This is a genomic window from Methylobacterium nodulans ORS 2060, from assembly GCF_000022085.1.
Lineage (GTDB): Bacteria > Pseudomonadota > Alphaproteobacteria > Rhizobiales > Beijerinckiaceae > Methylobacterium > Methylobacterium nodulans.
This window is the reverse complement of record NC_011894.1, coordinates 1,587,359-1,600,186: the sequence shown is the minus strand read 5'-3', so window position 1 is coordinate 1,600,186 and position 12,828 is coordinate 1,587,359. Positions and strand designations below refer to the sequence as shown.

14 protein-coding genes are annotated in these 12,828 nt (G+C 71.1%); 5 read left to right on the top strand and 9 right to left on the bottom strand.

What is annotated here, in order from left to right; translation table 11 throughout:
- Positions 1-8: 8 nt before the first annotated feature.
- Entirely contained in the window at positions 9-194 is a 186-nt protein-coding gene (locus tag MNOD_RS07295; RefSeq protein WP_015928203.1) for a hypothetical protein, read from the bottom strand.
- A 193-nt stretch (positions 195-387) separates the two neighbouring features.
- Here MNOD_RS07295 and MNOD_RS07290 point away from each other — a divergent pair, with 193 nt between their 5' ends.
- Both MNOD_RS07290 and MNOD_RS07285 read left to right on the top strand, forming a co-directional pair.
- Positions 388-1,155: an RlmE family RNA methyltransferase gene (locus tag MNOD_RS07290; protein WP_015928202.1), complete on the top strand. Its 768-nt coding sequence runs from the start codon at positions 388-390 to the stop codon at positions 1,153-1,155.
- Positions 1,130-1,453: a hypothetical protein gene (locus tag MNOD_RS07285; RefSeq protein ID WP_015928201.1), complete on the top strand. Its 324-nt coding sequence runs from the start codon at positions 1,130-1,132 to the stop codon at positions 1,451-1,453. The genes MNOD_RS07290 and MNOD_RS07285 overlap by 26 nt, the downstream gene beginning before the upstream one ends.
- On the opposite strand, the gene MNOD_RS07280 is transcribed toward MNOD_RS07285, so the two are convergent.
- From MNOD_RS07280 to MNOD_RS07250, 7 genes are all read right to left on the bottom strand, one after another.
- Complete coding sequence (locus MNOD_RS07280) at positions 1,441-1,674, bottom strand: hypothetical protein (protein ID WP_015928200.1); 234 nt, start codon at positions 1,672-1,674, stop codon at positions 1,441-1,443. The genes MNOD_RS07285 and MNOD_RS07280 overlap by 13 nt on opposite strands.
- A 798-nt stretch (positions 1,675-2,472) precedes the next feature.
- Positions 2,473-3,420, bottom strand: coding sequence for a 2-hydroxyacid dehydrogenase (locus tag MNOD_RS07275; RefSeq protein ID WP_015928199.1), 948 nt, complete (start codon positions 3,418-3,420; stop codon positions 2,473-2,475).
- Positions 3,417-5,021 carry an ABC transporter ATP-binding protein gene (locus MNOD_RS07270; RefSeq protein WP_015928198.1) on the bottom strand — a complete coding sequence of 535 codons (1,605 nt, stop codon included), beginning with the start codon at positions 5,019-5,021 and terminating at the stop codon, positions 3,417-3,419. Before MNOD_RS07270 ends, MNOD_RS07275 begins: the two co-directional genes overlap by 4 nt.
- Complete coding sequence (locus MNOD_RS07265) at positions 5,018-5,860, bottom strand: ABC transporter permease (RefSeq protein ID WP_015928197.1); 843 nt, start codon at positions 5,858-5,860, stop codon at positions 5,018-5,020. The genes MNOD_RS07270 and MNOD_RS07265 overlap by 4 nt, the downstream gene beginning before the upstream one ends.
- Positions 5,857-6,828: an ABC transporter permease gene (locus MNOD_RS07260; RefSeq protein WP_015928196.1), complete on the bottom strand. Its 972-nt coding sequence runs from the start codon at positions 6,826-6,828 to the stop codon at positions 5,857-5,859. The genes MNOD_RS07265 and MNOD_RS07260 overlap by 4 nt, the downstream gene beginning before the upstream one ends.
- Before the next feature lie 3 nt (positions 6,829-6,831).
- Positions 6,832-8,382: an ABC transporter substrate-binding protein gene (locus MNOD_RS07255; protein WP_015928195.1), complete on the bottom strand. Its 1,551-nt coding sequence runs from the start codon at positions 8,380-8,382 to the stop codon at positions 6,832-6,834.
- Positions 8,383-8,492: 110 nt separating this feature from the next.
- Positions 8,493-9,251, bottom strand: a complete 759-nt coding sequence (locus MNOD_RS07250) for a class II aldolase/adducin family protein (RefSeq protein WP_015928194.1) — start codon at positions 9,249-9,251, stop codon at positions 8,493-8,495.
- Between the two features lie 118 nt (positions 9,252-9,369).
- Here MNOD_RS07250 and MNOD_RS07245 point away from each other — a divergent pair, with 118 nt between their 5' ends.
- Together MNOD_RS07245 and MNOD_RS07240 are read left to right on the top strand one after the other, a co-directional pair.
- The gene (locus MNOD_RS07245) at positions 9,370-10,101 is read left to right on the top strand and encodes a GntR family transcriptional regulator (RefSeq protein ID WP_015928193.1); all 732 of its coding nucleotides are present in this window, start codon (positions 9,370-9,372) and stop codon (positions 10,099-10,101) included.
- 63 nt (positions 10,102-10,164) lie between these two features.
- Positions 10,165-11,190 (top strand): histone deacetylase family protein, encoded by a 1,026-nt coding sequence (locus MNOD_RS07240; RefSeq protein ID WP_015928192.1) that lies wholly within the window; start codon positions 10,165-10,167, stop codon positions 11,188-11,190.
- Positions 11,191-11,223: 33 nt separating this feature from the next.
- Here the strand turns inward: MNOD_RS07240 and MNOD_RS07235 are convergent, their stop codons facing one another.
- Entirely contained in the window at positions 11,224-11,616 is a 393-nt protein-coding gene (locus MNOD_RS07235; protein WP_015928191.1) for a response regulator, read from the bottom strand.
- A 313-nt stretch (positions 11,617-11,929) separates the two neighbouring features.
- On the opposite strand from MNOD_RS07235, the gene MNOD_RS07230 reads away from it, so the two are divergent.
- The gene (locus MNOD_RS07230; RefSeq protein WP_015928190.1) at positions 11,930-12,721 is read left to right on the top strand and encodes a class II glutamine amidotransferase; all 792 of its coding nucleotides are present in this window, start codon (positions 11,930-11,932) and stop codon (positions 12,719-12,721) included.
- The last annotated feature ends 107 nt before the right edge of the window (positions 12,722-12,828 follow it).

Sequence of the window (12,828 nt, the reverse complement as noted above, 5' to 3'; positions counted from 1 at the left end):
CTTCAGCGCTAGAAGCCGAAGCGGTGGAACTTCCACCCGTGGTGATAGCCGCCGAAATGCCCGTAGCCGCCATGGAACCCGTGGTGGTAGCCGCCGCCGTGGTAGCCGCCGAAGCCGCGCGCCTCGGCCGAACCCGCGAAGCTCACTGCGGCAATGCCCGAGATGACGGCCGCGCCCAGGATGGTCTTGATCATGTGGTCTCTCCTCTCGTCTCGAAAAGAACCACTCCCTTCGAGATGAGACGACGATGCCGGATGGGAGACGCGGCCTCCGTGATCCGGATCACACGCGCTCGGACGGCGCCGGCGCGGTCGCATCACGGGACGGGAACCCTTGCGGCGCCGGCCGTTCGGCGTCATCTGCACGGGCAGGTGCGGGAGTAAGACGATGAGCGATCGGCGAGGCGGCGGGCCGCGGGGCGACCTGAAGCAGCGGGTGCGGACGGCGCGCGGCCGCACGGTCTCATCCAAGCGCTGGCTGGAGCGGCAGCTCAACGACCCCTACGTGGCCCGCGCCAAGCGCGAGGGCTACCGCTCGCGCGCCGCCTACAAGCTCCTGGAGATCGACGAGCGCTTCCACCTCCTGAAGCCCGGCTATCGGGTGGTCGATCTCGGGGCGGCGCCTGGGGGCTGGTCGCAGGTGGCGGCCGCGAAGGTCGGCAGCCATCCCGGCGCGCCCAAGCCGCGCGGGCGGGTCGTCGGCATCGACCTCCTGGAGATCGAGCCCCTGCCGGGAGTCGACTTCATCACCCTCGACTTCCTGGACGCGACGGCGCCGGCGCGCCTGATCGAGCTTCTCGGCGGCCCGGCCGACCTCGTGATGTCCGACATGGCGGCGAACGCCACCGGCCACAAGAAGACCGACCACCTGCGCATCATGGGGCTCGCCGAGACGGCCGCCGCCTTCGCCCGCGAGGTGCTGGCGCCGGGTGGCGCCTACCTCGCCAAGGTGCTGCAGGGCGGAACCGAAGGCACCCTGCTCGCCGACCTCAAGCGGGACTTCTCCGCGGTGCGCCACGTGAAGCCGGCGGCGAGCCGGGCGGATTCGAGCGAGCTCTACGTGCTCGCCACCGGCTTCCGGGGCGAGCCCGGGACGGAGGCGGCGCCGGAGGACGAGGAGCCCGGCGAGGATGCGGCGCCGGCTTGGCGGCCCTGACCGCCTGACGCCGCGGGCGGCGCGGGCGCTCGCGCGGGATCTCCTCCTGGCGGCGGGGTTCGAGCCGGTGGCCGAGGGCGCGCGCAGCGGCAGCCTCTACCTGCGGGCGCCGGGCCTCCCGCATCAGGTCCGGATCGCCGATCATGCCCGCACGCCGAAGCGGCGGCAGCAATACAAGCAGGTGGTGGCGAGCCTCGTCATCGCGGACCCGCTCTCGGAGGCCGCCGTGCGGGAGCGCGTCGCCTCGGCGCTGCGCGCCGTCGCGGCGGCGGAGCGCGCGGCCGCTCAGCCGGTATAGACGGAGACCGCGACGGGCGCCGCCGGCACGCGGCCCGCATGCGTGGTGCTCCAGATCGCCCAGGCGGCGAGCCCCGAGCAGGAGAGCAGCACCAGGCCGCGGAGGTAGCGGCCCCGGTGGATGTCGCGCACCGCATAGACCGGCAGCAGCACCGCCTTGGCCAGGTTCCGGAGGGCCAGAACCGTCAGGATCATCAGGAAGGCGGACACCGTGCCGAGCATGAGCATCGCTCCTTGGCTTTTGATTCGCCGGACTTGAGCGTGGACCCGGAACACGGCGAAACGACGTCACGTCCCGGGGCCGGAAGGCGGCGGAGGGTCCGGGCGCCTTGCCGCTCGCCGGCCGAATCTGCGGCCGGATGGTTAACGAAAGGCTTCGGGCTGCCGCCGAGGTCGTCACGCGCTGCCCTCCCGTCCCGCACGACCGTGCGTCATGGGATGGAGGCCTGCGAGTCCCGCTTCACGAACATCGAGCGACCGGCGCAGAATCCGCGTATCTATTCAGAGAACTCCTCGACATATGCTTGAACATGGCGCTTCCAAAGCCGATGCTGTACTTTCTGACACAACCTTGGCGAATGTGGAAACCGCCAGGGTCGGCCCCGAGCAGAGTTCCGCGCCGCGCGGGCGCGATGATCGTGTCTCGGAGCGAGCGTTCGCAGACAGGATCGCAGGTTTTCCGCCTCTTGCCGGATTCTCCGCGCTTTCCCGGACGACTGGAGCGCCAGCGGAAGGAGATCCGGGATCCAGACAATGAAGTCGCGCAGCGACCGCTTTCAGCGACAGTGCTGACATACGGAGCCGCTTCGCGGCGAGTTCTCGTGCTGGATCCCGGGTCGCATTCCGCTGACGCTGCATGCTCCCGGGACAGAGGGAGCGGACATTGTCGCGTGGGCTGACGCGGTCTCAATCGAACCTGAGAGGTGCGGAAGCCGCTACGCTCCTCAGCATGAGAGGAGTGTCGCGAGGCCCATCAGCCGAAGGACTGCGCAGTCGGTCGGGCGCCGTGACACCATCGGCTCAGTAGCCGCGCCGCCGGTCGACCGCATGCGGGATCGGCGCCCCCATCCGCAGCGCCTCGGCCGTCGCCCGCAGCATCGCGGCGACCGCCTGCGGGCTCGCATCGCAGGCTTCGTGCGGCGTGATCACGATTCTCGGGTGGCGCCAGAACGGGTGCGCCGCCGGCAGCGGCTCCACCGCGAAGACGTCGAGAGCCGCCGCACCGAGCGTCCCCTCGTCGAGGGCGGCGAGGAGGTCGGCTTCCACGAGGTGGTCGCCGCGCCCGACCTGCACGAGGGTCGCGCCCGGCTTCAGCCGCCGGAACAGCGCCGCGTTCAGGATCCCCCGGGTCTCGGGCGTGAGCGGCAGCAGGTTCACCAGGACGTCGGTGCGCGGCAGGAGGGCGGCGAGACCATCCGCGCCGTGGAGATGCGCGACCCCGGCCTCCGGCGGACGCTCGCTGCGGCTCCAGGCCAGCACCTTGAAGCCGAGCGCCGCGAGATCGGCCGCGACCTGCGCGCCCATCCGGCCGTAGCCGAGGAGCCCGACCGTGATCTCGCCCGCCGCCTGCTGGCCGAGCGGCATCCAGACGGCCCTCGCCTGGTTCTCCGCATAGGTGCGAAAGCGCCGCTGGTGCCCGATCACGTGCCAGAGCACGAAGCAGGACATGGCGCGGGCCTGCTCGGGATCGACCACCCGCACGATGGGCAGGTCCGGCGGCAGGCCCGGGCAGGCGAGCAGGCTGTCGACGCCCGCGGCGATCGAGCAGACGGCCTCGAGGTTCGGGTAGCGCGAGAAGGCATCGGCCGGCGGGAACCACGCCAGCGCCAGCCGCACTGCCTCCGCCCCCTCCCGCACCGGGTGGGTCACCACCTCGACCGCATCGGCGATCTCCGAGAGCACCGGGCCGAACAGCCGGGCGAGGTCGAGCGTCTCGCTGAGAAGAACGCAGCGCAGGGGCGTGGTCATGCGGCGCTCCGCGTCCGGCCCGGCACGGCGTCGAGGAGGGCGCGCGTGTAGGGATGCTCGGGATGGGCGAACAGGGCGGCGGCGGGTCTGAGCTCCACGATCTCGCCGTGCCGCATCACGGCGATGCGGTCGCAGATCTGGGCGGCCACCCGCAGGTCGTGGGTGATGAACAGCATCGAGAGGCCGAGGCGCCGCTTCAGGTCTTCGAGCAGTGCCAGCACCTGCGCCTGCACCGAGACGTCGAGGGCCGAGACGGCCTCGTCCGCCACCAGGATCTCCGGATCGAGGGCGAGCGCCCGGGCGATGCCGATGCGCTGGCGCTGGCCCCCCGAGAATTCGTGCGGGAAGCGCTCGAAGGCGGACGGATCGAGCCCGACGAGGCTCAGAAGCTCGCGGGCGCGCGCCGTCGCCTGCGCCTCCGTCACGCCGTGGGCGCGGGGCCCGTCCGCGATGATGCGCCCGACCGAGCGGCGGGGATTGAGCGACGCGAAGGGGTCCTGGAACACCATCTGGATCCGGCGGCGGGCGCGGCGCAGCCCCTCGCCCGAGAGCCGCGTCAGGTCGGTGTCGCCGAGCCGCACCGTGCCGGAATCGGGCTCGACGAGGCGCATCACCAGCTTGGCGACGGAGGATTTGCCGGAGCCCGATTCGCCGACGAGGCCGAGCGTCTCGCCCTTGTGGAGCGCGAAGGCGACCGCGCGGGCGGCCTCGACCCGACGGGGCGGGCGCCACCAGCCGCCGCCCGTGACGTAGGTCTTGGTGAGGCCCGCCACCTCGACGGCCTTGGGGCCGCCCGGCGGCGTGCGGGCCGGGGGGTCCATGGAGGGCACGGCGGCGAGCAGCGTGCGGGTATAGGAATCCTGGGGGCGCCCGAGCACGGCGGCGGCCGGGCCCTCCTCGACGACGCGGCCGTGGCGCAGCACCAGCACCCGGTCGGCGATCTCCGCCACCACGCCGAAATCATGGGTGATGAACAGCACCGCCATGTGGTGGCGGCGCTGCAGGTCGCGGATGAGGGCGAGGATCTGCGCCTGGGTGGTGACGTCGAGCGCCGTGGTCGGCTCGTCGGCGACGAGCACCGCCGGTTCGAGGGCGAGCGCCATGGCGATCATCGCCCGCTGGCGCTGCCCGCCCGAGAGCTGGTGCGGATAGGCGCGCACGATGCGCTCCGGCTCCGGCAGACCGACCTCGCGGGCGAGCGCCACCGCGCGGGCGCGGCGCTCGCGGGGGGTGAGCAGCCCGTGCGCCTCGAACATCTCGGCCATCTGGTCGCCGATGCGCATCAGCGGGTTGAGCGCCGTCATCGGCTCCTGGAAGATCATGCCGATGCGCCGGCCGCGGGTGTCGCGCCAGCCCGCCTCGTCCTGGGCGAGGAGGTCGCTGCCGCGAAAGTCGATCGCACCACCCGCCGGCCGCACCGCCTTCGGCAGGAGGCCCATGAGGGCGTGGGCGCACATCGACTTGCCCGAGCCCGATTCGCCCACGAGGCAGAGGATCTCGCCGGGATTGAGGTCGAAGGACACGCCGTCGACCGCGAAGGGCCGGTCGGCCCCCGCCGGCAGGGCAAGGCGCAAGTTCCGGACGGAGACGACGGCGCTCATCGTCCCTCCCGGGACAGGCGCGGGTTGAGGGCGTCGTTGAGCCCCTCCCCGATCAGATTGAGGGCGAGCACGGTGAGCAGGATGACGAAGCCCGGGAAGGCGGTGATCCACCAGGCCTGCCGGATCACCGTGCGGCCGGCGCCCACCATGAAGCCCCAGGACATCCGGTTGGGATCGCCGAGCCCCAGGAAGGAGAGCGAGGATTCGAGCAGGATCGCGGTCGCCACCATCAGGGAGGCCAGCACCACGATGGGCGACAGGGTGTTGGGCAGGATCTCGCGCCGCAGGATCGTGAAGGTGGTCTGGCCGGTGACGATCGCCGCCTGCACGTAGTCGCGCGAGCGCAGCGACAGCACCTCGCCGCGCACGAGCCGCGTCACCGGCGGCCAGCTCACCAGCGCGATGGCGAGGATCAGCGAGGAGAGCGCGGGCTGGAGGATCGCCACCAGCACGATGGCGAGCGCGAAGCTCGGGATGGTCTGGAACAGCTCGGTGAAGCGCATCAGCAGATCGTCGACCCGGCCGCCGAAATAGCCGGCGAGCGCGCCGATCGGCACGCCGATGACGAGGGCGGCGAGGGTCGAGACGAGGCCGACCATCAGCGAGACGCCCGCCCCGTGCATCAGGCCGGCGGCGATGTCGCGCCCGAGCGCATCGGTGCCGAGCGGTACGCGCTCGAGGGTGAAGGGCGGCACGAAGGGCCGCTGCACCATCCGCCAGGGCGAGGTCGGGTAGAGGACGGGGGCGAGCAGAGCCGCCGCCACGACGAGGCAGAGGATGACGATCCCGAACACCGCGCCCGGATGGCGCAGGAAGGTGGCAAGGGGGCCGCGCCTCATGGGGTGGCCTCGATGCGCGGGTCGACCACCCGGTAGATCACGTCGGTGACGAGGTTGAAGACGAGCACCATCGCGGAGGAGACGACGAAGACGCCGAGCAGGAGGTTGTAGTCGCGCTGGAGCAGCGCCTCGTACATCAGCCGGCCGATGCCCGGCCACGCGAACACCGTCTCGGTGAGGATCGCGCCGCCGACCAGGGTGCCGGCCTGGAGGCCCGCCAGCGTGACGACCGGCAGGAGCGCATTGCGCAGCACGTGCCGGCGCTGGATCACCCCCTCGGCCAAGCCCTTGGCCCGGGCGGTCTTCACGAAGTCCTGGCCGGCCACCTCCAGCATCGCGGCGCGGGTCATGCGGACATAGACCGCCATGAAGAACAGCCCGAGGGTCATGGACGGGAGCACGAGGTGGCGGGCGATATCGGCCGCGCGGGCAAGCCCCGCATGGCCCCCGCCCACCGTCTCGAAGCCGAAGGCGGGCAGCCAGTCGAGCCGCACCGAGAAGACAATGATCGCCATCAGCGACACCCAGAACAGGGGCGTGGCGTAGAACAGGAGCGCCAGGCCCGTGATGACGGTGTCCGACCACCGCCCCGCCCGCCGCGCGGCGAGCGCGCCGAAGAGCACGCCGAGCGTCAGCGAGATCAGGAAGGCGGTGCCGGTGAGGAGGAGCGTCGCGGGCAGCCGGTCGAGGATCAGCTGGCCGACCGGCATCTGCTGGCGCACCGAGTAGCCGAGGTCGAGGGTGAGGATGCTGCCGAGATAGAGCCCGAGCTGCGTCGGCAGCGGCTTGTCGAGCCCGAACTTCTCCTTGAGCTGCGCCACGTAGACCTCGTCGCCGGCGCCGGCCTCGCCGGCCATCACCAGGGCGGGGTCACCCGGCGCGAGGCGGATGAGGAAGAAGTTCAGGACCACGATGGCGAGGAGCACCAGGAGCCCCTTGCCCAGCCGCCGTGCGAGGAAGAGGGCCACGCGTCAGCGCTCGATCCAGGCGTCGCGGAACCCGTCGTTCACGCCGATGCCCGTGGTGACGAGGTCGTGCACCTTGCAGCGGGTGATGGTCGGGAACTGGAGTTCGAGCAGCCACGCCACGGGCGCGTCCTCGATCAGGGTCTTCTGGACGCTGTCGTACAGCGCCTGCCGGTCGGCCGGGCTCACCGCCACCGCGGCCTCCGCGAAGCCCTTGTCGACGGCGGGGTTGGAATAGCCCTCGACGTTGTTGAAGGGCGAGCCCTTGGCGATCTGCGAGGAGATGTAGTTGCGCGCGACCCCGAGCGCCGGATCGCCATACTGGTAGAGGTAGGTGAAGGCGATGTCGTAGTCCCAGTCCGAGGTCTTCTGGTTCCAGCCGGCGACGTCGGTGGCGACGATCTCCGTCTTGATGCCGACATCCTCCAGGTTCTGCTTCAGCGCTTCGGCCCAGCGCTGCCACGTCTCGCCATAGGGCACGGGCAGGATGCGCACCGTCTCGCCCTTGTAGCCCGATTGCTTGAGGAGGGCCTTTGCCTTGGCTGGATCGTAGGAATACTTGGCGAGGCTCGGGTTGAAGAAGCGCGTCGAGGAGGAGATCGGGCCGATCGCCGGCTTGCCGAGCCCGTTCCAGATCACGTCCTTCGCGAAGTCGCGATCGACCGCATAGGACACCGCCTGCCGGAAGGCCTTGTTGGCGGTGGGGCCCTGGCGGTTGTTGAGCCAGAGCCAGGAATGGGGGCCGAAGAACTCCCAGCCCTTGCCGGTCACGCAGGCGCCCTTCATCTGCGACAGGCGCGGCACGTCGAAATTCTCGACCGACCCGCCCGGCAGGATGTCGACCTTGCCGGTCTCGAAGGCGACCGCGCGCGAGGCGGCATCCGGGATCACGTGCCAGTAGATCTCGTCGAGATAGGGCCTGCCGGCGACGTGGTAGTTCGGGTTCTTCACGAGCCGGATGTAGGAGCCCTTCTTCCACTCCTTGAACATGAAGGGACCGGTGCCGATCGGCGTGTTGTTCGCCGGGTTGGTCTTGTAGTCGGTGCCCTCGTAGAGGTGCCTCGGGATCATCGGCAGCGAGCCGACCTCGAACACGCCGAGGAAGGGGCCGAAGGGCTCGGAGAGCGTGAACACCACGGTGAAGGGGTCGGGCGCCGTGACGCTTGCGACCTTGGCCATGTTGCTCCGCGCGCGCGGGAGGGTCTGCTTCACGAACTCGACCGAGAACAGCACGTCGTCGGCCGTGAAGGGCTTGCCGTCGTGCCAGGTGGCGTTCTTCACGAGCTTGAAGGTGTAGGTCTTGCCGTCCGGGCTCACCGTCCAGCTCTCGGCGAGGCCGGGCTTCGGCTCCAGGGTCTCGCTGTAGCGCAGCAGGCCCTCGTAGATGTTGCCCGCCACCATCTGGGTCGGGCCGTTCTGGAGCAGGCCCAGCATCAGCCCCGGCGGCTCGGGCTGGATCACCGCGTTGGCGATGCCGCCAGGCTTCGGCGCCTGCGCGAAGGCCGCGCCCGCCAGGGTGAGAAGCAATGCCGTCCCCACCACGAACTGCCTGATCATCTGCGCCCTCTCCGCTCGGTCGATCGCGTCACACCCGCCACGTCCTTTCGGGCGCGGGATGCGCGGGATCCCCTCTCCCGCACGGGAGGAGGGGATCCCTCCTGAACTGGTCAGCCCTTGTAGTCCGGGTCGCTGCGCTCCAGCATGCGCTTGAAGGCCTCCCACTCGGTATCGGCCAGCGCGCCCGACGCGACCTTCTCGCCGAAGGTGGCGTATTGGCCCGCGGTCTTGCGGGCGATGGCGGCCGAGGGCCGGACCAGGGGCGCGCCCGCGGCCTGGATCGCGAGCTGCGCCCGGCAGGACCGCTCCATGTTGTGCATCAGCTTGAACGCCTCGCCGACCGTGCGCCCGCAGGTGAGCAGGCCGTGGTTGCGCAGGATCATCACGAACTTGTCGCCGAGATCCGCCACCAGCCGCTCGCGCTCGTCGAGGTCGAGGGCGATGCCCTCGTAGGCATGGTAGGCGATGCGGTCCGTGAACTGCATGGACCATTGGTTGAGCGGCAGCAGCCCATCCTCCTGGCAGGAGACGGCGACGCCCGCCACCGTGTGGGTGTGGAGGACGCACATCGCGTCCTCGCGCGCCGCGTGGATGGCGCTGTGGATGGTGAAGCCCGCCGGGTTGATGCCGCTCCCGAACGGATCGTCGATCACCTGCCCGTCGAGGTCGACGGTGACGAGGTTGCCGGCCGTCACCTCCTCGAAGCGCAAGCCGTAGGGATTGATGAGGAAGCGGTGCTCCGGTCCCGGCAGGCGGGCCGAGATGTGGGTGTAGATACTGTCGTCGAGGCCGAGCCGGTGGATGAGCCGGTAGGCGGCCGCGAGGTCGATGCGGATGGCGGCCTCTTCGGGCTTAAGGGGTGACGGCATGGTCGAACCCTCCTTCGACGATCGGTGACGGCAGACTGGCGCGGCGGCCGGAGGGGATCAAGCCGAAAGTGTCGACAATCGACGCTTACCCGGTGCACACTCTGCCGCCGGAGGTGCCATGCGCCCGTTGTCCCCCCCTGTCGGCCTGCCCGTCCTGTCGGACAGCGACCTCGTGCGGCAGGTCGCCCGCCGGCTCACCGACGCGATCACGAGCGGGCAGCTCGCCCCGGGCGCCAAGGTGGCCGAGGCGGCGGTGGCGCGCGAACTCGGCATCAGCCGGGCGCCGGTGCGCGAGGCGGCACGGCTCCTCGAGAGCCAGGGGCTCCTGCGCGCCTGCCCGCGGCGCGGCTTCTTCGTGCGCGAGATCTCGCCCGACGACCTGGACGAGGTCTACGACCTGCGCCTGTGCATCGAGCGCCACGCTGCCGTGGAGGCATCCCGCCGCCTCACGCCCGCCTCCCGCGCGGCCCTGCGCGAACAGCTCGACGCCCTCTACGCCGCCGCCCACCGCGACGATGCGGCCCGCATCGTCGAGGCCGATTACCGCTTCCACCGGCTGATCTGCGAGATCGCCGGCAACGGACGGCTGCTGCGGGTCTTCGACGGGCTCGCCTCGGAGCTGAAGGTGGTGATCGGCCTGATCGGCCGGCTCTACGACGACCCCCAGGAAATCGCCCGCACCCACGAGCCGGTGCTCGCCGCCATCGAGGCGGGGCATCCCGAGCGCATCGTCGCGCATGTCGACCACCACATCGGGGTGGCGTGGCGCGAGGTCGGCCGGCTCGCACGCACCCTCTCCCCCGCCGAGGGACATCTTGCGGAGGACCGCAAGATGTCCCTCGGCTCCTGATCTCGCCGCATTCTCTTCGACGAACCGGAATCCACTTCGTCGGAAAATGCTTTGGGAGGCCCCATGAAAGCCGTCTACACCGAGGATCACCGCAGCCACGACCCGCAGTTCTTCCTGGTGCGGGGCCGCGTCACGCGCACGACCGAGCAGCCCGAGCGGGCCGACCGCCTGCTCGCGGGCCTGCGCGCGGGCGGCCACAGCCTGGTCGAGCCCCAGACATTCGGGCACGAGGCCCGCGCGCGGGTCCACGGCCCCGACTACCTCGCCTTCCTGGCGGAGGCCTGGGACGCCTGGGCGGCCCTCGGGGATGCGGCGCCCGAGATGGTCGCCAACATCCACCCGATGCGCGACGACGCGACCTATCCGGAGCACATCGTCGGCCGGCTCGGCTGGCACACGGTGGACACCGCCTGCCCGATCGGCCCCGGCACCTATGCGGCGGCCTGCGCGGCGACCGACGTGGCGGCGAGCACCGCGCAGCTCGTCATGGACGGGGAGGATGCGGCCTATGCCCTCTGCCGTCCGCCGGGCCACCACGCCTATCGCGACCGGGCGGGCGGGTTCTGCTTCTTCAACAACAGCGCGGTGGCGGCCGCGCTCCTGCGCACGCGGCACGCCCGCGTCGCGATCCTCGACGTCGACGTCCACCACGGCAACGGCACGCAGGGCATCTTCTACGCCGACCCGACGGTCCTGACGGTGTCGATCCACGCCGACCCGGCGCGGTTCTATCCCTTCGTCTGGGGCTATGCGCACGAGCGCGGCGAGGGCGCGGGGCTCGGCGCCAACCGCAACCTGCCGCTGCCCCTCGGCACCGGGGACGAGGGCTATCTGGCGACCCTCGACGAGGCGGCGCGGATCATCCGGGCCTTCGGGGCGAGCGCCCTCGTGGTGGCGCTCGGCCTCGACGCCTCGGTCTACGACCCGCTCGCGGGCCTCGCCGTCACGACGGAGGGTTTTTCCCGGATCGGGGCGGCGCTCGCGCGGCTCGGGCTGCCGACCGTCCTGGTGCAGGAGGGCGGTTATCTGTCCGAACATCTCGGCCCCAACCTCGCGGCGGTGCTGCAGGGGTTCGAGGCGGCGCGCTAGAGCGCTCCCCGCCGACCGGGAAGCGGCCCGCCCTCAGGCCGCCCGGCCCGTCGATTCCACGGTCGCCCGCTCGGCCTGCACCAGCACGTCGAGGGGGCGCCAGGGCTTGCGCATATAGACCGCGTGATCGGGCAGCGGCTGCGTGCGGCCCTCCGCCGAGGTGACGACCACCCGCACCTCCGGCCATTCCTGCTCCACCGTGCGGGCGAGCGTCGCCCCGTCCATTGCGCCCCCGAGCCGGACCTCCGTGAACACCAGCGCGACCTCGTCCGCATGCGCGCGGATCACGTCCAGCGCATCCTCGGCGGTCTCGCAGGCGATCACGTCGAGGTCGGTCTCTTCGAGGATCGCCGCCGCGAAGTCGCGCACGGATGCGTCGTCCTCCACCACCACGGCGATCGGACCGGCGGACGCAGTTCTGCCCATGATGCCTCCTGTCGCATTATGAAGATGTCGACCGTCGCCGACGGCTGGGCGAAGGTCTGGATCAGGGAAGGGGCCGTCGCGGCGGGCTGCCTGTCGGAACTCCGACCGGGATCAACGGCCGATCCGGTGGTTCGATCCTGGCCGCGGTGATCGTGCGATCAGACCCGCCCGGATGTTGCCGCTTTCCGCGCCATGCTGCGGCGCATTAACGGGCTGTTCACCTCGACAGTCGGAATGTTACGGTTCGATGAAAGCGTCGGGCGGCGCGGCGAGGGGCAGGCGCGCGGCGCCTCAACCCACGGGTGCTCGGGCGATGTGCCGCTTCCTCGCCTATCACGGCGAACCAGTCTATCTCGACGACCTCGTCTGCACGCCGACCCACTCCCTCATCCACCAGTCGCTCCACGCCGCCGAGGCGAAGACCGAGACGAACGGCGACGGTTTCGGCATCGGCTGGTACGGCGAGCGCCCCGAGCCCGGGCTCTTCCGCGACGTGCGGCCGGCCTGGTCCGATGAGAATCTGCGCAGCCTCGCCCGGCAGATCCGGGCCCGCACCTTCCTGGCGCATGTGCGCGCTTCGACGGGCACCGCGACGGCGCGCGCCAACTGCCATCCCTTCGCGTATGGCCGGCTGCTCTTCATGCATAACGGCCAGATCGGCGGCTATGGCCGCATCAAGCGGCGCCTGGAGGCGCTGATCCCGGACCACCTCTACGAGGCCCGGGCCGGCTCGACGGATTCCGAGGCGCTGTTCCTGCTCGCGCTCGCGAACGGCCTCGAGACGGATCCGGTGGCCGCCATGGCCGAGTCGGTGGCGGCGGTGCGCGGCCTGATGCGGGCGGCCGGCATTGAGGAGCCCCTGCGGCTCACCGCCGTGCTGAGCGACGGCGAGAGCCTGACCGCCTTCCGCTGGGCCTGCGACGGGCGCCCGCCGAGCCTCTACTGGCGCGAGACCGGAAGCGGGATCGTGGTTGTCTCCGAGCCGATCGACGGCTGCCGCGAGGGCTGGAGCGTGGTGCCGAAGGGCGCGACGCTGATCGCCCGGGCCGGCGAGCCGACTCGGGTCATTGCGCCCGAGGCCCCGGAGGGCCGCATCGCGGCCTGAGACGGTCCCCTGTCGCCCGCTCCCTCTGTCCCGGGCGCATGCAGCGGCAGCGGAAGGAGATCCGGGAAGGAGGACCGGGTTGAGAAAGGGGGAAGCGCGGCGACAGG